An 18,335-nucleotide genomic window follows, 5' to 3' on the forward strand; every position below is an offset into this window, starting at 1 on the left:
GGTATGGTCAGGCCGATCGCTTAAGGAACCCTCAAGCCGTGGGGAATCCGGGGCAGTACTCAACCATCGGTTGCGCCCGTCGGATAATCCGCCCTTAACATGTGACAGTTAAGGTCGTCGGAGGCGCGGGAGGACTCCCCTGTTGCGATGCCAACGATCCGATACAGTCACCGCGGCGGACGGCGCATGCTGATGAAGCCTCTCCGCCGCGCGGCGACCCTGCTCGGCACGGTCCGGGGCCGCATCTTCGCGGCCTTCTTCGCCATGACGATCATCACCGGGTCCCTCGGCCTCTACGCGACCGTGGGCATCCGGGAGGCCGGGATCCTCGTCGCGCGCACTTACGACCAGTCGCTGATGTCGATCAACTACGCCCGGGCGGCCTCCGCGGATTTCGCCCGGATGCGCTCGGCCTTCGCGCGGCGGGCTCTCAGCACGGAGCCGGCGGCCCAGGCTCGGCTCGACGCCGAGATCGCCGATCTCATGACGACGCTCGCGGAGGACCTCGTCATCGCGGCGGAGCGCTCGCAGTCGGACCGGGCGGCCCGCGCCGCGGCCGCGGTGCAGGGCGCCGTCGCGAGCTGGGACGAGATCCGCCGCGGCCTCGATGGCGCCGCGGGGTCCGCGTCGCAGAGTGCCGGCTGGGACGCCCTCGACCGGCAGGCGGCCTTCGCGGACGTCCAGCTCGAACTCCTCGTGAACTACACGGCCGGAGACGGCTTCACCTACCGCCAGATGGCGCGCAACCGCGTGGCCGACGAGATCCGCTTCTACGCCGTTGCGACGATCGTCGCTCTCCTGCTGTCCGGGCTCGTCGCCTGGGCGCTCGCGCGCCGCATCACCGGGCCGCTCGCCGCCGCCTCGGCGGTCGCCGAGCGGATCGCGGCCGGGCGCCTCGACGGCGCCATTCCGGCCGGCTACCGCGACGAGCTCGGCGCGCTCCTCGGCGCCATGGCCACGATGCGCGACAACATCCGCGCGATGATGGAGCGCGAGGTCAGCCAGCGCCGCTCCGCGCAGGTGCTGCTGGCGGACGCCCTGGAGGGCTCGCGCGAGGGCGTCGTCGTGGTCGACGCCGCTGGTCAGGTGGCCCTCGCCAACGCTCAGGCCGCGGAGTTCTTCGGCGGCATCCGATCCGGCACCGCCGTGGCGGATCTCGCCCTCGCCGGCGCCGATCCTGCGACCCGCGCCCTCGCGGAGCCGTCCCTCGCGCAGGACGGCGAGATCCGCCTCGCGGACGGGCGCTGGCTGAGGATCAGCCGCAGCGCCACGCAGGCCGGCGGGTACGTCGCCGTATGCAGCGACATCAGCGTCCTCAAGGAGCAGGAGGCCGGCCTCACGGCGATGAACCTGCGCCTCGACGCCGCCCTCGACAACATGTCCCAGGGCCTCTGCCTCTACGATGCCGGCAGCCGCCTGATCCTGGTCAACCGACGCTACAGCGAGATCTACCGCCTCCCGCCCGATGCCGTCCGACTCGGCATGCACGCGCAGGAGGTGCTGGCGGCCTGCCTTGCGGCCGGCAACCACCCGGGCCGGACCCTCGCCGACATGCTGGGCGAGGAACGCGATGCGTTCGGGCGGGCCGACAGCCTCAGCGCAACGCAGGAATTGGGTGATGGACGCGTCATCGCCATCGAGCGGCGCGCCACGGCCGACGGCGGGTTCGTCGCGACCTACGAGGACGTCACGGAGCGCCGTAACGCGGAGGCCCGCCTCGCCTTCATGGCCGGTCACGACGCGCTCACCGAACTCCCGAACCGCGTGCTCCTCACCGAGCAGATCGAGGCCGCCCTCGCCCAGCCCGGCCACGCGGGCTTCGCGGTGTTCAGCCTCGACCTCGACGACTTCAAGACCGTGAACGACACCCTCGGGCACGTCGTCGGCGACGCGCTGATCCAGGCCGCGGCGAGCCGCGCGCAGGCCTGCCTGCGCGACACCGATATGGTCGCTCGGCTCGGAGCGGACGAGTTCGCGATCCTCCAGCGCGGCGTCGAGCGGGCCGAGGACGCGGCCGTGCTCGCCAAGCGCCTCGTGGACGTGCTCAGCGCGTCCTACGTCCTGTCGGGCCACCGCGTGGATGTCGGCGTGAGCATCGGCGTGTCGCTGGCACCCCTCGACGGCACAAGCGCCGACCGCCTGTTGCAGAACGCGGACGTCGCCCTCGACCGGGCCAAGGCCGAGGCGCGCGGCACCTTCCGGTTCTTCGAGCCGGACATGGATGCCCGCCTGCGCGCGCGGCGGGAGCTGGAGCGCGACCTGCGCGAGGCCGTCGCCGATCAGGCCTTCGAGGTCTACTACCAGCCCATCTACGACCTGCGGGCGGAGCGGATCTGCGGCTTCGAGGCGCTGCTGCGCTGGAAGCACCCGGTGCGCGGCTTCGTCTCGCCCGGCGAGTTCATCCCGCTCGCGGAGGAGCTCGGCCTGATCGTGCCGCTCGGCGAGTGGGTGCTGCGCCAGGCCTGCCACGAGGCGGTGCGCTGGCCCGGCGACATCAAGGTCGCCGTCAACGTCTCGGCGGTGCAGTTCACCTCGGCGAGCCTCATCACGGCCACCCGCGAGGCCCTCCGGACGAGCGGGCTGCCGGGCCGGCGCCTGGAGCTGGAGATCACCGAATCCGTGCTCGTCGGGCAGCCCGGCACCGCCACGACCATGCTGCACAGCCTGAAGAGCCTCGGCGTGCGGGTTTCGATGGATGATTTCGGGACCGGCTACTCGTCGCTCAGCTACCTGCGAAGCTTCCCGTTCGACAAGATCAAGATCGACCAGTCCTTCGTGCGCGATCTCTGCGCCCAGGACGGCACCGGCTTCATCGTCCGCGCGGTGATCAGCATGGGATCGAGCCTGCGCATGACGACCACCGCCGAGGGGGTCGAGACCGAGGAGCAGCTCGCCCTGCTGCGGGCGGAGGGCTGCGACGAGGTGCAGGGCTACCTGTTCAGCCGGCCCGTGCCGGCCGTCGAGCTGCCCCCGCTGATCAGGCGCTGGAACGGCGAGATCCGCGCCATCGCCTGAGGCCGTTCGATCACGGCGACGTCATCATTCGAGGAACCCGCCGAAGCTCTGCACCGTTGGCTTGTGCTTGATGCTAACGGAGAGAAGCGATGCTGAAAGGCGGCTTGCTGTGGTTGATCGGCATTCCCTTGCCGATCATCCTGCTGATCTACTTTTTCACCAACTGGCTACACTGAGAGAATTCAGCGCGGCGGCACGAATGACATCGTGCCGCCGCGCGAACGCTCACGCTATTCTGCCGCGTCGAGGCGCGGCCGCTCGATTTCGGCCCGCTCGCGCTTGACGAGCTCGGCCGTGCGGAACGCCACCTCTAGCGCCTGCTCGGCATTCAGGCGGGGGTCGCAGTAGGTGTGGTAGCGGTCCTGCAGGTCGTCGGCCGTGAGCGCGCGGGCGCCGCCGGTGCACTCGGTCACGTCCTTGCCGGTCATTTCGAGGTGGATGCCGCCAGCGTAGGTCCCCTCCCCGCGGTGCACGGCGAAGAACCCCTCGATCTCCTGCATCACCCGCTCGAAGGGCCGCGTCTTGTAGCGGCCGGCCGCGATGGTGTTGCCGTGCATCGGATCGCAGGCCCAGACCACCTGGCGCCCCTCGCGCTCCACCGCCCGGATCAGGCCGGGCAGGTGCTCACCGACCTTGTCGGCCCCGAACCGGCAGATGAGCGTGAGGCGCCCGGCCTCGTTCTCCGGGTTGAGCAGGTCGGCGAGCCGGATCAGACCCTCGGCCGTCATGGACGGGCCGCACTTCAGGCCGATCGGGTTGCGGATGCCACGGGCGTACTCGACGTGCGCGTGGTCCGGCTGGCGAGTGCGGTCCCCGATCCAGAGCATGTGGCCGGAGGTGGCGTACCAGTCCCCGCTCGTCGAATCGACGCGGGTCAGCGCCTGCTCGTAGCCGAGCAGCAGCGCCTCGTGGCTGGTGTAGAAGTCCGTGGTGCGGACCTCCTGGTGCGTCTCCGGGTTGATGCCGATGGCGCGCATGAAGTCGAGCGCGTCGCTCATGCGCTCCGCGACGTCCTGGTAGCGCGAGGATTGCGGGGAATCCTTCACGAAGCCCAGCATCCAGCGATGCGCGTTCTCGAGGTTCGCGTAGCCGCCGGTCGCGAAGGCGCGCAGCAGGTTGAGCGTCGCGGCCGATTGCCGGTACGCCTCGAGCTGGCGGCGCGGGTCGGGCACCCGCGCTTCGTCCGTGAAGGTCAGCCCGTTGACGATGTCGCCGCGGTAGCTCGGCAGCGCGACGCCGTCGAGCGTCTCGGTCGGAGAGGAGCGGGGCTTGGCGAACTGCCCCGCGATGCGGCCGACCTTCACCACGGGCGAGCCGCCCGCGAAGGTGAGCACCATCGCCATCTGCAGGAAAACGCGGAAGAAGTCGCGGATGTTGTCCGCCGAGTGCTCGTCGAAGCTCTCGGCGCAGTCGCCGCCCTGGAGGAGGAAAGCCTGGCCGGCAGCGACGCGGGCGAGCGACGCCTTCAGCTTCCTGGCCTCGCCTGCAAACACGAGGGGCGGAAAGCTCGCGAGTTGCGTCTCCACCGCCTCGAGCGCGGCGCTGTCCGGATACTGGGGCACCTGCTGGATCGGCAGGTTGCGCCAGGTCCTCGGCGACCAGCTCTTCGGTGTCCCACGCTCGCCCATGTTCGTCTCCCGTGCGCCCCTCGCGTCACTGCGCGGGCCGAGGCGGCCCGCGGAGAGCGCGGCTTATACGGTCGATTCGTTGGAGAAGCGAGGACTTATCCTGCAGGTGCGGACTGCGCGGCGCGCCGATGCCGGGGCCTCCACGACGAGGCCGACGAGCTGGTCCGGCGGGCGCTCAGTGGGCGCCGCCGTCCTCCACCTCGATGCCGTGCTCGGCCAGGATCCAGAAGATCGCTTCGAGATCCTCCGCCGAGACGTCACGGGGAGGCAGCGCCTCCTCGAGGTCCTCGTAGGTGAGGCAGCGGCTCCGCCGGGCGTCCGCCCGGGCGATCAGGCTGTCGATGGCGCTGCGGATGTCGGGGGCGAGCGCCTCCTGCGTGGGAAGGCGATAGCTGTAGGCCGGGCGCAGGGCGTCCGCCAGCAGTCCGTCGATGACGGCCTGCCGGCGCGCATGCGCGTCGTCCCGCCTCGAACCGTCCCGCCTGCCCGTTCCGCGCTTGCCCATCTCACGCTCGCTCATGAGGCTGATATGGACAGGCAGGCGGCGGCGTCGAGTCTTGCGGTGCCTAGCCGACGCCGACGGGCCGCTTCGTCACCTCCGGCACGCGCATGGTGACGAGCTCCTCCGAGGTGGTGGGATGGACCGCGATGGTGCGGTCGAAATCGGCCTTGGTAGCGCCCATCGTCACGGCGATGCCCACCGCCTGGATGATCTCGCCGGCGTCGTGCCCGAAGACGTGGACGCCGACCACCTTGTCGCTGGCGCAGTCGACGATGATCTTCATCAGCGTGCGTTCGTCGCGGCCCGACAGGGTCGCCTTCATGGGCCGGAAGCGCGCCCGGTAGACGTCGACCTCGCCGTAGATTTCGCGCGCCACGTCCTCGTTGTGCCCGACCACGCCGATCTCGGGCGTCGAGAACACGGCGGTCGGGATGAGGCGGTGATCGACGCAGGACGGCTTGTTGCCGAACACCGTGTCGGCGAAGGCGTGCCCCTCGCGGATGGCGATCGGGGTCAGGTTCGCCCGGTTGGTCACGTCGCCGACCGCGTAGATCGAGGGCACGCAGGTCCGGGAGGTCGCATCGACCGGCACCGCCCCGGCTTCGTCGAGGGCGATCCCGACCCGATCGAGGCCGAGCCCTTCGACGTTGGGGCGCCGTCCCGTGGCCACGAGGACCTGATCGACCAGGATCTCGCTGCCGTCGTCGAGGCCGGCAGCGACCCCGTCCGGGCGTCGCTCCAGGCGCTGCACCGTGCGGTTCAGGCGCAGGTCCATGCGCCGGGCATAGGCCTCGCCGAGGGCGTCGCGCACCTCGTCGTCGAAGCCGCGCAGCAGGCGGTCGCCCCGGTGAAGCAGGGTGGTGCGGGTGCCGAGCGCCGCGAAGACTCCCGCGAACTCCACGGCGATGTAGCCGCCGCCCACCACGAGGATGCGCCCGGGCTGGGTCTCCAGCTCGAACACCTCGTTCGAGGTGATGGCGTGCTCGGCGCCCGGGATCAGCGGCTCCTTCACGGGCGCGGCACCCACCGCCACGAGGATCACCCGCGCGCGCACCCGCTCGCCGCTGCCGACGAGGCGCACCGTGTGCGGATCCTCGATCACCGCCCGCTGCGGCACGATCTCGACGCCCGCGCGCATCAGGTTGGTGTCGTAGATGCCTTCGAGCCGGGTCACCTCCGCGTCGCGGCGGCGCTTCAGCACGCTCCAGTCGAAGCGCGGGCTCTCCACCGTCCAGCCGAAGCCCGCCGCGTCCTCGAACTCGTCCGCGAAACGTCCGGCATAGACCATCAGCTTCTTGGGCACGCAGCCGCGGATCACGCAGGTGCCCCCGACCCGATACTCCTCGGCGAGCTTCACGCGGGCGCCGTAGCCGGCCGCGATGCGCGCGGCCCGGACGCCGCCGGACCCGCCCCCGATGACGAAGAGATCGACGTCGAAAGTCTCGCTCATGCGCTGTCCGTCTGCACCGCCGGCCGGGTGCCGGCCTCTCGGAGCCACGTGATGGCAGCGCCGAGCCCGGCCGTCCACCATGCCTGCCAGGCACCGTGCTCGACGAAGGCCACGGCCGCCGCCGCGGCCACGAGCCCGAGGGCGACCGCCCGCGTTCCATCCGGCAGGGACGACACGGCGCGCAGGCTCAGGAACAGGACGGCCGCCGCCAGGACTGCACCGACGAGGCCGAGCTCGACCCAGGCCTGGAGGAAGCTGTTATGCGGGTGGCCGACCGCCGCGAGCACCCGCATCTCCGCCGGCAGCACCGCCGCCACCGGCGTCTCGGCGAAGCGCGCCGCGGTGGCGTAGCCCGCCCCGTGCCAGGGCTCGGCCGCGACGGCGGCGCCGAAGCTGCGGGCGATGGCGACGCGGGCGCGGGAGGAGGACTGCACCAGGCGCGCGTGGGCGGCTTCCGGCATCACCCGCTCCAGAAGGTCGCCCTCGATCGGCGCCAGCGCCACCGCGAGCCCAAGGCCGAGCCCGGCGAGGCCGATCGCGATCCGGCCCGGCAGGACGCGGGCGAGGAGCCACATGGCCCCGCCGGCGACGAGGCCGAGGGCGGCCGCGCCGCTCACCGAGTGCAGGATCGCGGCGGCCGCGAAGACGAGCATCGCGATGGCGCTAACCCACTGCCAGCGTGCCCCGCCCCGCGAGCGCCGGCCGAGCACGAGCGCCAGGGGCCCGGCGACAAGGAGGAGCGTGAGGACCGGCCGGTTGAACACGAAATCGGCGACCCGCATCCCGAGGGCACGCTGCACCGGCAGCCCGGCGGCGAGCCCGAGCACCACGTAGAGGCTCGCGAGGACGAGCGCCGCGCCCGCGAGCGGCGCCGCGAAACCCGGCATGCGGCCGGGAGCGAGCCGCGCCAGGATGTAGGCCGCCGCGAGGGTCGGCAGGAACTCGCCGGCGGTCCGGAGCGACAGCGCCGGGAACGGGCTCCAGGCGATGGACAGCGCGCACCATCCGAGGAAGGCGAGCGCCGCGAGGCCTAGGGGGCTCGCGAGCGGCCGCGTCAGCGCCGCGCGCGCCGCGGCCGCATCCTCGATCAGCGCGGCCGCGAGGACCAGCAGGGCCGCGATACCGACGAGGAGCGGGCTCGATCGGTTGGCCAGCGCCATGGCGAGCGGCATCAGGGCCAGCGTCGCGGCGGAGGCCGCGCGGAGCCGCGGAGCGGGGCTCATCGCGAGGGGCTGGAGCGGGACCGCCCTACTGCATCTGGTGGCCGCGCTTGCCCATCTCGGCGCGCACGCGGACCATGACGTACTCGGACACGTCCTGCGTCCAGGTCTGCATGGCCTGGACCATCTCGTCGAGCACCTGCGGCTGCGTCTCCACGTAGCGCTTGCCGGCGGGCGAGCGGAAGAACACCGCGATCTCCTGCAGCTCCGCCTCGCTGAGCTTGTTGGCGTAGATGCGGGCCGCGGTGTCGAGCATCCGCTGTTTCTGCAGCTCCATCTCGGGTTGAAGCGTCTTCAGCACTTCGTCGAGGTCCTTGGCGAGCTCCGGGCGGGTCACGGCCTGCTGCCGGATCTGCTCGCCGAAGGCCGGCAGGATCGAATCGAACGAGCGGGCGATGCCCGAATTCAGCATCACCTCGCGGGCGAGCGACAGGTGGTTCGGCGTCAGCGCGGGCGCGGCCGGGGTGGCGGGGGCGGCGGGCTTGGCCGGCGCGCCCTTGGCCGGGGGCTTGGCGGGCTGCTGCGCCTGCGCGCTGCTCGCGGCGAGGAGGACGGCCGCGAGAACGACGGCAGGAAGGCGAGGCATGGCGGAAGATCCGAGGAGGAAGGGAAGGGCTGGGGTTGATCGGGAGGGCCGTGGCCGCGGGCGGGCTGATCGGTCAGAGGGTGCCGAGGACGCTCACCTCGGCGCGCCCGTCGCGGGCCTGCGCGAGGATCGCGGCATCGGCGATGCCGAGGAACAGGCCGTGCTCGACGACCCCCGGGACCGCCCAGAGGGCCGCCGAGAGGGCCTCGGGATCGGGGATGCGGCCGAGGCGCGCGTCGAGGATGTGGTGGCCGCCGTCCGTGACGAGGGGCGCGTCGCCGGCCATGCGGAGGTCGACCGGGCCGGTGCAGCCGGCGCGCGCCAGGGCGGCGGCGACGGCGCGCCGCGTCGCCGCGAGGCCGAAAGCGTTCACCTCGATCGGCAGCGGGAAGGCGCCGAGCGTCTCGACGTGCTTGGCGGCGTCCGCGATCACCACCATCCGGCGGCTCGCGCAGGCGACGATCTTTTCGCGAAGGAGCGCGGCGCCACCGCCCTTGATGAGCCGGAGGCGGTCGTCCACCTCGTCGGCGCCATCGATGGTCAGGTCGAGCTCCGGAACCTCGTCGAGGGTCGCGAGGCGGATGCCCGCGCGCGCGGCGGCCACGTGGGTGGCCTCGGAGGTCGGCACGCCGACGATGTCGAGCCCCGCCCGCACCCGAGCGCCCAGCAGCTCCACGAAGGCATTGGCGGTGCTGCCCGTGCCGATTCCGAGGCGCATGCCCGGCTCGACGAGTTCGAGGGCGCGCGCCGCGGCGGCACTGCGGAGATCGGGACCGCTCGCTTCGGGACCGCTCACTTGCAAGCTCCGATGGGTAACACGACGGCTCGGGAGGATGGGCTGCGGGCCGCCTTCCGGAACCGCGGCTGCCCTAGCACGCCACCCGGTTTGGCGGGAAGGGCGATGCCCCCGGGATGAATGTCGCCGCAAAGGAGGCGTCAGGGGCGCGTGCCCTGGGGCGGGGTCGCGCTCGCGCCCGCTCGGCCCGGCACCGGCCCGGAGACGGGCGCGTCCGCGGCGGCCCCGGCCTTGGCGGTTGCGGGCGCGGTGCAGACCACCACCTCGTCCTTGGTCAGGACGTAGCAGCTGCTCATCTCCCCCGTGCGGTGGTTGACCCGGTAGACGCCGGCCTCGCGGGTGTGGTGCGAGGCGAGCAGGCCGTACTCGCCCGCCGCCTGCGCCTCCGCGCCGTCGCCGGCTCCGAAGCAGATCGTCTGCCCGATGCCGCCGCCCTCGCGCAGGCCGTACTGGCAGGCGGTCACCTCCCCGGTCAGGGTCTCGACGCGGTAGATCCGGTTGAGGTCGATCGCGGGCGCCGCGACGAACGCGTAGGAGCCGGCGCCGGCCGGCCCGGCCGCGAGGATGCCGAGGACGAGGGAGGCCAGGAGGGGGATCTCGGGGCGCGATGGCATGGGGACTCTCGGGGCGCGGGCTCGGAATGGGTCTCGCGACCTGCCATCGGCGAGATTTCGGGCAAGTCTTGGGCGCCGTCGACGGTCTCCGAGAGCATCCGGTCGCGGCCGGGCAGCCCGGCGGTTGCCGAGGGGGCCCGCGAGCGCGTAGCAGGGCGCCGACACCAATTCCGACCGGCCCCCCGAGGACCCCGCATGACCAGCCTGCCCCCGATCGCCGTCTTCGACCTCGACGGCACCCTCGCGGAGACCGCGGGCGACCTGCTCCAGACCCTGAACGTGCTGCTCGGCCGGGAGGGCCTGCCGCCCGTGCCCCTCGATGAGGCTCGGGAGATGATCGGCGCGGGCGCGCGGGCGCTGATCCAGCGCGGCTTCACGGCGGCCGGGGAGCCGCTGTCCCCCGAGAAGCTCGAGGAGCTGTTCGGTGCGTTCCTGGACTATTACGGCGCGCACCTGTGCGACCACTCGCATCTGTTCCCCGGCGTCGCCGCGGCCCTGGACCGGCTGGAGGCGGCGGGCTTCCGCCTCGCCGTGTGCACCAACAAGGTCGAAGGCCATTCGGTCGAGCTGCTCGACAAGCTCGGCCTCTCGGGCCGCTTCGCGGCCATCTGCGGCCGCGAGACCTTCCCCTACTTCAAGCCGGACCCGCGCCACATCACGTCGACGATCGCCCGCGCGGGCGGCGATCCGGCCCGCGCCGTGATGGTGGGCGACAGCCGCGCCGACATCGACGCGGCGAAAGCGGCCGGCATCCCGGTGATCGGCGTCACCTTCGGCTACACGGACACCCCGGTGGGCGATCTCGGGGCGGACCGGGTGGTCACGCACTACGACGACCTCCCGGCCGCCGTGCTCGACCTCGTACCCGTGGGCGCCGTGTCTCAGGACGCCTGACGCCGCCTCTGCGCGATCGGATCACCCATGCGGTGCACTCATCGCGAGCCGGCGTGGGCCGTCTCCCCCGGGGCCGAGCCGTCGAGGTAATTCTGCGGCGGAGCCACCGGGCCGCGGCGCAGCAGCGTGTAGAGGAACGGCACGAACAGCAGCGTCGAGGGCGTGCCGAGGGCGATACCGCCCATCACCGCGCGGGCGAGCGCCGCGTTCTGCTCGCCGCCCTCCCCCGTGCCGAGCGCCATCGGGATCAGGCCGAGGAACATCGCGCCGGCGGTCATCAGGACAGGCCGCAGGCGCGTCTCGCCGGCGAGCAGGGCCGCCTCGACGGCGCTGCAGCCGGTCTTCTCGCGATGCTCCCGCGCGAAGGTGACGAGGAGGATCGAGTTGGCCGAGGCGATGCCGACCGACATGATCGCCCCGAACAGGGAGGGGATCGAGAACGTCGTGCCGGTGATGAACAGGCTCGCCACGATGCCGCAGAAGGCGAGCGGCAGGGCGGCCAGCACCACGAACGGGTCGCCCCAGCTCTGATAGTTCACGGCCATCAGGAGGTAGACGGCGACGAGGGCGATGGCGAGGCCGATGCCGAGGCGGAAGAACGCGCTCTCCATGTTCTCGATCTGACCGCGCACGATGATCTTGTCGGCGGCGGGCAGCGTCTTCTGCTCCTCGTCGACGATCGTCCGGATTGCGCGCGCGACCGAGCCGAGATCCGAGTCCTGCACGGCCGCGTAGATGTTGAAGGTCGGCGCCGTGTTGACGTGGTTGATCACCGTCTGCGTGCCCTCGCGCCGCAGGTTCGCGACGCTGGAGAGCAGCGTCAGCACCCCGGGCCCGTCGCTGCCGCCGCCCTGCACGAGGAGCGGAGTGTTCTGGAGCGCGGTGAGCGAATCGTTGCGATACTCCGGCGTCTGCACCCAGAGCTGGTAGGGGACGCCGGTCTTCGGGTCGGTCCAGAAGTTCGGCGTGACCTGGAAGGAGCCGGACAGGGAGACGTTGATCCCCTGCGCGACCTGCTGCTGGGTCAGGCCGAGCTCCGAGGCGAGGCGCCGGTCGACGTCGACGAAGAACTGCGGCGTGTTGATGATCTGGTGCAGATGGACGTCCACGGCACCCCGGGTCTCGCGCAGGCGGCGCACGATGGCCTGGGCGGCCGCGAGGTCCTTCTCGGGGTTGCGGCCCGAGACCTGGATGTCGATCTGCGCGAGCGTGCCGAAATTCAGGATCTGAGTGATGATGTCGGAGGGCTGGAAGTAGACCGTCAGGTCGGGGAAGCGCTCGCGCAGCACTTCGCGGAGGCGCTTCGTGTAGGCCGCCACCGAGCCGTGGCCCTCCTTGAGGCTCACCAGCATCTGGCCGTCGTTGTAGGCCACGAACGAGCCGTCCGAGAAGGCGAAGTTGTAGTTGTTCGAGGGCAGGCCGATGTTGTCGAGGATCTGGTCGATCTCGCCCTCCGGCACCACCTCGCGCACGGTCTTCTCGACGGCGGCGAAGACCTGCTCGGCGGTCTCGATGCGCATGCCGGGCCGGGTGCGCAGGTGCAGCGTCATCTGGCTCGAGGCCACCTGCGGGAAGTAGTCCCGGCCGACGAAGCCGAACAGCCCGGCGGTGCCGGTGAGCACCAGCCCGACGACCGCGAGCGTCACCGCCCGCCGGCGGATCACCGCGTGGAGGAGCCCGAGGTAGGAGCAGTGGAACCGCGCGAACCCCGCCTCGAAGCGGTGGCGCAGGCCGCCCGCCACGGCGACGACGGGACGGCCGAGGAGCGCGAGGGCGCTCCCGACGCGGCTGCGCCGGGCCGGCTCGGGCCTGCCGCCCCCGTGCCGATCCGCGTACTCGCGGGCGACCAGGACATCGATCAGCACCGGCACGAGCGTGCGCGACAGGACGTAGGAGGTCAGCATCGCGAAGACGACCGCGAGCGCCTGCGGGGTGAACAGGTACTTGGGCGTGTCGGTCAGCGCGAAGACGGAGGTGAAGGCGGCGCAGATCGAGAGGGTCGAGATCAGCGTCGGCTTGGCGATGCTGGCTGCACCCTCGACCACGGAGCGGCGGAAGGGCTCCCCCTCCTCGAACAGCCGGTAGGTGTTCTCGATCGCCACCGTCGCGTCGTCCACCAGGATGCCGACCGCGAGCGCGAGGCCGCCGAGCGTCATCACGTTGATGGTCTCGCCGAGCGCCGCGAGGATGCTGAGCGAGGTGAGGATCGAGAGCGGGATCGAGATCAGCACAACGATGGTCGAGCGCCAGGAGCCCAGGAAGAGCAGGATCGTCAGGCCCGTGAGGCAGGCCGCGATCACCGCCTCGTGGAGCACGCCCTCGATGGCGGCCGAGACGAAGACCGACTGGTCGAAGAGCGGCTTGAGGGTCATGCCCTCGGGCGCGGCGGCCCGGATGTCCGGCAGCGCCTTCTTGACGTTGCTGACCACGTCGAGCGTCGATGCAGTGCCGTTCTTGAAGACCCGCATCAGCACCGAGTGCAGCCCGTCCGTGCGCACGATGTTCACCTGCGGCGGACCGCCGTCGCGCACGTTGGCGACGTCCCGCACTAGGACGGGCTGACCGGCGACCACGCGGATCGGGATCTGGTTGAGGGCGTCGATCGCCTCCGGCGTCGCGTTCAGGCGGATCGGGTATTGCTGCTCGCCGATCTTGGCGAGACCGGAGGGCACCGTCAGGTTCTGCGCCGACATCGCGTTGGTGACGTCGAGGGGCGTGAGGCCGAGGGCCTGGAGCGCGCTCAGGTCGAGATCGACCATGATCTGGCGGGGCGCGCCACCGAACGGCGAGGGCAGCGTCGAGCCCGGCACCTGGGTGAGGCGCTGGCGGATGCGGTACTGCGCGTAATCGTAGACGGAGGTGAGGCTGTCCTTGGCCGAGGCCAGCGAGAGCTGGATCACCGGCACCGAGGAGGCCGAGAAGCGAAGGACGATCGGCGGCTGGATGCCCGGCGGCATGGCGGCGCGAATCGAGTTCATCGCCGACACGGTCTGGGAGATCGCCAGATCGACGCTGACGGTCTCGTCGAAGTAGATCTTCTGGATCGCGGTGCCCTGGAGTGTCGTCGACTCCATCCGCTTGATGCTGTTGACGTTGTTCGAGAGCGAGAACTCCGCGTAGGTGGTGACGCGCCGCTCCATCTCCGGCGTGGACAGGCCCGTGTAGGTCCAGACCACCACGACGACCGGGATGTCGACGACGGGCAGCACGTCCTTGGGCATGGTCACGACGGCAGCGCCCCCGCCGAGCGTCATCAGCACGGCGAGCACGTAGATCGTGATGCGGAACTTCAGCGCGTACTGAACGAGGCCCATGCGGTCTCCACGACCCCGGCCGAGGCCGGGCTTCGCGCATTTGCAGACAACCGGTTCACCCGGCCTGCAAATTGTTTCTCGCGCATGTCAGAGGGGCCGAACCCCCTCCGCCGCGATGCCGCAGGGCCTCAGCGCAGCAGGGCCGGCTTGTCGACGCCGAGCGATCCGGCGATCTCGTCGAGCGCCTGGTGCTCCACGGCGCTGATGCCGCCGAAATCCGCGACGTCCGCGGCGATCAGGAAGACGTCCTGGCGCTGGTCGAGGGGCCGGTCGGCGATGGCATGGCAGTGGCGCAGGTTGTCCGCGCGGCCGGCCCGGGTCTTCGCCCGCGCGATCGCCTCGTAGAGCTCCTGCTCGACCCGCAGGGTGTCGTAGGACTTCTCGAGGATCGGGTTCGCGCGGATCCCGGAGATCGCGGCATCGACCTCGTGCTCGTCGATGTCCCCGTCGGCCAGGATCACGTTCGCGGCCGCCGAGACGGCGGCGTTCAGGAACACCGCATCCCCCGCATAGGACATGATCGTGCGGCCGAACCGAAGGATGGCGTCCTGAAAGATACTCATGCCGATCTCCCGCTGAGCGGAGTCGCGGGAATTTCAACGGTCAAGTCAAGGGGGCGACCGGCGCCGTCCCGGGGCACGAGCACCGAGGGGCCTCAGACGATCGCCTCGTGACCCGGCCAGTCCCGGCCGAGGTGGGCGGCGACTGCAGCCGGCTCGGCCCCCACGGCCTCGACGGCCGCCTGGACCTGCTCCACCGGCACCATGAAGCGGCGCGCCCAGTAGGCCCGCTCCCACGGCTCCGCGACGTTGACGACCTTGGGCTCGACGCTCCCGGTCCGCTCGTCGGTCATGCTCGCTCCTCGACGCTGCACCTTCGCGCCGCGCGCGCGGCTGCAGGCAGGCAACGCCGCAGGGCGCGGATCGTGCCGCGCCCCCTCAGCAGCAGCGGAAGCCGTTGCGGTTGCCGACGCCGAAGCGGGCGTTCTCCCGGTTGCGGAAGAAATCGCGCTCGCTCATCGGCTCCTGGCCCGGGTGGGTCCGGCGGATGTGGGCCGCGTAGGCCTCGTAATCCCCCTGGCCCACCATGAGGCGCGCGCCGTCGCAGACGCACTTGGAGAACGACTTCCAGCGCTCCCGCAGGGCCTCGGACGACGCGCTCACCGGGCTACTCCGCCGGCACCGCGCGGGCGTCGCTCTCCAGCGCCGTCCAGCGGTCGGCCCGGAAGGCGCGCACGCAGGCCGCGATGCCGAAGCCGGCGATCGCCACCACGAGCCCGATGAACAGCGCCGCCAGCACCGCGTCGATGCGGTCGTTGAAGACGATCTGGCTCATCTGGTCGAGATTCTTCGCCGGGGCCAGCACCTTGCCCTCGGCCAGCGCCGAGCCGTAGCGGTCGGCGTGGCTGAGGAAGCCGATGCGGGGATCGGGCGAGAAGATCTTCTGCCAGCCGGCCGTCAGGGTGCAGATGCAGAGCCAGACGGTCGGGATGATCGTGACGAAGGCGTAGCGCTCGCGCTTCATCTTGAAGATCACCACCGTGCACAGCGTCAGCGCCACCGCGGCCAGCATCTGGTTCGAGATGCCGAAGAGCGGCCACAGGGTGTTGATGCCGCCGAGCGGGTCGGTGACGCCCTGGTAGAGGAAGTAGCCCCAGGCCCCCACCGCAACCGCCGTCGCGAGGATGCTCGGCACCCAGGCCGTGGTTTCCTTGAAGGCCGGCACCGCGAGGCCGACGAGGTCCTGCACCATGAACCGGCAGGCCCGCGTGCCGGCATCGACCGCTGTCAGGATGAACAACGCCTCGAACAGGATCGCGAAGTGGTACCAGAACGCCATCATGCCCTTGCCGCCGATGGCCGAGGAGATGATGTGCGCCATGCCCACCGCCAGCGTCGGGGCGCCGCCCGCGCGGGAGATGATCGTGGTCTCGCCGACGTCCTTCGAGGTCTGGACGATGGTCTCGGGGGTGATCGTGAACTTCGGGTCGAGCTTCGTCACGGCGGCGGCCGCGCTCTCGGGCGTCGTCCCGACGAGGGCTGCCGGCGAGTTCATGGTGAAGTAGACGCCGGGATCGATCACGCAGGCGGAGACCAGCGCCATCACGGCGACGAAGCTCTCCATCAGCATGCCGCCGTAGCCGACGAAGCGGGCGTCGGCCTCGCTGGCGATGAGCTTCGGCGTGGTGCCCGACGAGATCAGCGAGTGGAAGCCCGAGACCGCGCCGCAGGCGATGGTGATGAACAGGAACGGGAAGAGCTGGCCCGCCCAGACCGGGCCGGTGCCGTCGACGAACTTCGTCACCGCCGGCATTTGCATGTGCGGAGCGACGATGGCGATGCCGATGGCGAGGCCGACGATGGTGCCGATCTTGAGGAAGGTCGAGAGATAGTCGCGCGGGGCGAGGAGCAGCCAGACCGGGAGGATCGAGGCCACGAAGCCGTAGCCGATCAGCAGCCAGCAGAGCTGCGTGCCCGTGAAGGTGAAGGCCGGGCCCCAGACCGGGTGCGCCGCGACGCTGCCGCCGTAGACGATCGCCGCCATCAGGAGGACGAAACCGATGACGGAGACCTCGCCGATCTTCCCCGGGCGGACGTAGCGCGAGTAGACGCCCATCAGCATGGCGATCGGGATCGTCATCATCACCGTGAAGGTGCCCCACGGGCTGTCGGCGAGCGCCTTGACCACGATGAGGGCCAGCACCGCCAGCAGGATGATCATGATGAGCAGCGTGCCGAACAGGGCGATGATGCCCGGCACGGTGCCGAGCTCGGCGCGGATCAGCTCGCCGAGCGAGCGGCCGTCGCGCCGCATCGAGACGAACAGGACGATGAAGTCCTGCACTGCGCCCGCGAGGACGACGCCGGCGAGGATCCAGAGGAGCCCGGGCAGGTAGCCCATCTGCGCGGCAAGCACCGGGCCGACGAGGGGGCCGGCACCCGCGATAGCCGCGAAGTGGTGGCCGAACAGCACGCTCCTGTTGGTGGGCACGTAGTCGAGCCCGTCGTTGTGGCGCACCGCCGGGGTGGGCCGCGACGGGTCCAGCCGCATCACCTTCTCGGCGATGAACAGCGAGTAGTAGCGATAGGCGATCAGGTAGACGCAGACCGCGGCGACCACGATCCAGAGGGCGTTCACGCTCTCGCCGCGCTCCGTGGCCACGATGGCGAGGGCCGCCGCGCCGAGGGCCCCCACGAGGGCCCAGGGCCCATGCTTCTGTACCGCACCCATCGGCGTCGTACTCCCAGAGACGTGTCGTCGTTGCCGATTCTTCACTGTCGGCGATCCGGGCACTTGTGACTGAGTTTGGCCGGCAAGAAAATATGCAAACGCAGGCCCGGACGGACAGCGACGGCGGTTCTGTCTCAGGTGCCCACCCGCGTTTGACGGCCGCCGCGCGCAAATCTAGACGGCGGGCGGGCATGTCTCACAGCGGAGTTTTGGTGATGGCGAAGGTCGCGTTCCTGGGCCTCGGCGTGATGGGCGGCCCGATGGCGGGTCATCTCGCCGCCAAGGGCCACGAGGTCACGGTCTACAACCGCACAGCCGGGAAGGCCGAGGCCTGGGCGGCCAAGCACGGCGGCCACCACGCCGCGACGCCGGCGGAGGCCGTACGCGACTGCGAGATCGTGTTCGCCTGCGTGGGCAACGACGACGACCTGCGCAGCGTGGTGCTGGGCGAGGCGGGGGCGCTCGCGGGCATGAGCCGAGGCGCCGTCTTCGTCGACCACACCACGGCCTCGGCCGCCGTGGCCCGCGAGCTCGCCGCAGCGGCGGAGGATCGCGGCGTGGGCTTCATCGACGCGCCGGTCTCCGGCGGCCAGGCTGGCGCCGAGAACGGCGTCCTCACCGTGATGTGCGGCGGCGACGCGGCCACCTACGCGAAGGTCGAGGCCGCGATCGGCGCCTACGCCCGCGCCTGCCGGCTGATGGGGCCGGTCGGCTCCGGGCAGCTCACCAAGATGGTCAACCAGATCTGCATCGCCGGGCTCGTGCAGGGCCTGTCGGAGGGCATCCACTTCGCCAAGCGCGCAGGGCTCGACGTCGAGGCGGTGCTCGACGTGATCTCGAAGGGCGCTGCCGGATCCTGGCAGATGGAGAATCGCGGCCGGACCATGGAGGCCGGGAGCTTCGAATTCGGCTTCGCCGTGGACTGGATGCGCAAGGACCTCGACATCCTGCTGAACGAGGCCCGGCGCAACGGCGCCTCGCTGCCGGTCACCGCCCTCGTGGACCAGTTCTACGCCGAGGTGCAGCGCATGGGCGGCAACCGCTGGGATACGTCGAGCCTGATCGCGCGGCTGGAGCGCTGACGC

The 18,335-nt window shown here is 71.1% G+C and carries 15 protein-coding genes; 3 read left to right on the top strand and 12 right to left on the bottom strand.

Features of this window, described 5'->3' with window-relative positions; genetic code table 11:
- Positions 1-192: 192 nt before the first annotated feature.
- Positions 193-3,015, top strand: a complete 2,823-nt coding sequence (locus ACLBXP_RS04935) for an EAL domain-containing protein (RefSeq protein WP_447666449.1) — start codon at positions 193-195, stop codon at positions 3,013-3,015.
- A 230-nt stretch (positions 3,016-3,245) separates the two neighbouring features.
- Here the strand turns inward: ACLBXP_RS04935 and ACLBXP_RS04940 are convergent, their stop codons facing one another.
- From ACLBXP_RS04940 to ACLBXP_RS04970, 7 genes are all read right to left on the bottom strand, one after another.
- On the bottom strand, positions 3,246-4,643 hold the full coding sequence (locus ACLBXP_RS04940) for a class II 3-deoxy-7-phosphoheptulonate synthase (RefSeq protein WP_447666450.1): 1,398 nt from the start codon (positions 4,641-4,643) through the stop codon (positions 3,246-3,248).
- Between the two features lie 175 nt (positions 4,644-4,818).
- A complete protein-coding gene (locus tag ACLBXP_RS04945; protein ID WP_447666725.1) occupies positions 4,819-5,148 on the bottom strand; it encodes an RNA polymerase sigma factor region1.1 domain-containing protein in 330 nt (109 codons plus the stop codon).
- A gap of 61 nt (positions 5,149-5,209) precedes the next feature.
- A complete protein-coding gene (gor, locus tag ACLBXP_RS04950) occupies positions 5,210-6,595 on the bottom strand; it encodes a glutathione-disulfide reductase (protein ID WP_447666451.1) in 1,386 nt (461 codons plus the stop codon).
- Complete coding sequence (locus ACLBXP_RS04955; protein WP_447666452.1) at positions 6,592-7,818, bottom strand: O-antigen ligase family protein; 1,227 nt, start codon at positions 7,816-7,818, stop codon at positions 6,592-6,594. The genes gor and ACLBXP_RS04955 overlap by 4 nt, the downstream gene beginning before the upstream one ends.
- Before the next feature lie 25 nt (positions 7,819-7,843).
- Positions 7,844-8,401 (bottom strand): DUF2059 domain-containing protein, encoded by a 558-nt coding sequence (locus ACLBXP_RS04960; RefSeq protein WP_447666453.1) that lies wholly within the window; start codon positions 8,399-8,401, stop codon positions 7,844-7,846.
- Positions 8,402-8,474: 73 nt separating this feature from the next.
- Entirely contained in the window at positions 8,475-9,197 is a 723-nt protein-coding gene (gene rpiA, locus ACLBXP_RS04965) for a ribose-5-phosphate isomerase RpiA (protein ID WP_447666454.1), read from the bottom strand.
- Positions 9,198-9,337: 140 nt separating this feature from the next.
- Positions 9,338-9,811: a hypothetical protein gene (locus ACLBXP_RS04970; RefSeq protein WP_447666455.1), complete on the bottom strand. Its 474-nt coding sequence runs from the start codon at positions 9,809-9,811 to the stop codon at positions 9,338-9,340.
- Between the two features lie 195 nt (positions 9,812-10,006).
- On the opposite strand from ACLBXP_RS04970, the gene gph reads away from it, so the two are divergent.
- Complete coding sequence (gene gph, locus ACLBXP_RS04975) at positions 10,007-10,705, top strand: phosphoglycolate phosphatase (protein ID WP_447666456.1); 699 nt, start codon at positions 10,007-10,009, stop codon at positions 10,703-10,705.
- Positions 10,706-10,743: 38 nt separating this feature from the next.
- Here gph and ACLBXP_RS04980 read toward each other — a convergent pair whose 3' ends face one another.
- The 5 genes from ACLBXP_RS04980 to ACLBXP_RS05000 all read right to left on the bottom strand — a co-directional run bounded on the left by ACLBXP_RS04980 (position 10,744) and on the right by ACLBXP_RS05000 (position 17,250).
- A complete protein-coding gene (locus tag ACLBXP_RS04980) occupies positions 10,744-14,019 on the bottom strand; it encodes an efflux RND transporter permease subunit (protein WP_447666457.1) in 3,276 nt (1,091 codons plus the stop codon).
- Between the two features lie 128 nt (positions 14,020-14,147).
- Positions 14,148-14,582: a tellurite resistance TerB family protein gene (locus tag ACLBXP_RS04985; RefSeq protein WP_447666458.1), complete on the bottom strand. Its 435-nt coding sequence runs from the start codon at positions 14,580-14,582 to the stop codon at positions 14,148-14,150.
- Positions 14,583-14,674: 92 nt separating this feature from the next.
- Positions 14,675-14,872 carry a DUF3606 domain-containing protein gene (locus ACLBXP_RS04990; protein ID WP_447666459.1) on the bottom strand — a complete coding sequence of 66 codons (198 nt, stop codon included), beginning with the start codon at positions 14,870-14,872 and terminating at the stop codon, positions 14,675-14,677.
- Between the two features lie 85 nt (positions 14,873-14,957).
- Entirely contained in the window at positions 14,958-15,182 is a 225-nt protein-coding gene (locus ACLBXP_RS04995; RefSeq protein ID WP_447666460.1) for a YbdD/YjiX family protein, read from the bottom strand.
- Between the two features lie 4 nt (positions 15,183-15,186).
- Complete coding sequence (locus ACLBXP_RS05000) at positions 15,187-17,250, bottom strand: carbon starvation CstA family protein (protein ID WP_447666461.1); 2,064 nt, start codon at positions 17,248-17,250, stop codon at positions 15,187-15,189.
- A gap of 215 nt (positions 17,251-17,465) precedes the next feature.
- Here ACLBXP_RS05000 and ACLBXP_RS05005 point away from each other — a divergent pair, with 215 nt between their 5' ends.
- Positions 17,466-18,332: an NAD(P)-dependent oxidoreductase gene (locus ACLBXP_RS05005; protein ID WP_447666462.1), complete on the top strand. Its 867-nt coding sequence runs from the start codon at positions 17,466-17,468 to the stop codon at positions 18,330-18,332.
- Positions 18,333-18,335 lie beyond the last annotated feature (3 nt).

This window comes from Methylobacterium sp. A54F, from assembly GCF_053346035.1.

Excerpts from the sequence above, each read along its gene's own strand:
- ACLBXP_RS04935 (WP_447666449.1), top strand. The coding sequence starts at position 193 with ATGAAGCCTCTCCGCCGCGCGGCGACCCTGCTCGGCACGGTCCGGGGC.
- ACLBXP_RS04940 (WP_447666450.1), bottom strand. The coding sequence starts at position 4,643 with ATGGGCGAGCGTGGGACACCGAAGAGCTGGTCGCCGAGGACCTGGCGC.
- ACLBXP_RS04945 (WP_447666725.1), bottom strand. The coding sequence starts at position 5,148 with ATGGGCAAGCGCGGAACGGGCAGGCGGGACGGTTCGAGGCGGGACGAC.
- gor (WP_447666451.1), bottom strand. The coding sequence starts at position 6,595 with ATGAGCGAGACTTTCGACGTCGATCTCTTCGTCATCGGGGGCGGGTCC.
- ACLBXP_RS04955 (WP_447666452.1), bottom strand. The coding sequence starts at position 7,818 with ATGAGCCCCGCTCCGCGGCTCCGCGCGGCCTCCGCCGCGACGCTGGCC.
- ACLBXP_RS04960 (WP_447666453.1), bottom strand. The coding sequence starts at position 8,401 with ATGCCTCGCCTTCCTGCCGTCGTTCTCGCGGCCGTCCTCCTCGCCGCG.
- ACLBXP_RS04970 (WP_447666455.1), bottom strand. The coding sequence starts at position 9,811 with ATGCCATCGCGCCCCGAGATCCCCCTCCTGGCCTCCCTCGTCCTCGGC.
- gph (WP_447666456.1), top strand. The coding sequence starts at position 10,007 with ATGACCAGCCTGCCCCCGATCGCCGTCTTCGACCTCGACGGCACCCTC.
- ACLBXP_RS04980 (WP_447666457.1), bottom strand. The coding sequence starts at position 14,019 with ATGGGCCTCGTTCAGTACGCGCTGAAGTTCCGCATCACGATCTACGTG.
- ACLBXP_RS04985 (WP_447666458.1), bottom strand. The coding sequence starts at position 14,582 with ATGAGTATCTTTCAGGACGCCATCCTTCGGTTCGGCCGCACGATCATG.
- ACLBXP_RS04990 (WP_447666459.1), bottom strand. The coding sequence starts at position 14,872 with ATGACCGACGAGCGGACCGGGAGCGTCGAGCCCAAGGTCGTCAACGTC.
- ACLBXP_RS05000 (WP_447666461.1), bottom strand. The coding sequence starts at position 17,250 with ATGGGTGCGGTACAGAAGCATGGGCCCTGGGCCCTCGTGGGGGCCCTC.
- ACLBXP_RS05005 (WP_447666462.1), top strand. The coding sequence starts at position 17,466 with ATGGCGAAGGTCGCGTTCCTGGGCCTCGGCGTGATGGGCGGCCCGATG.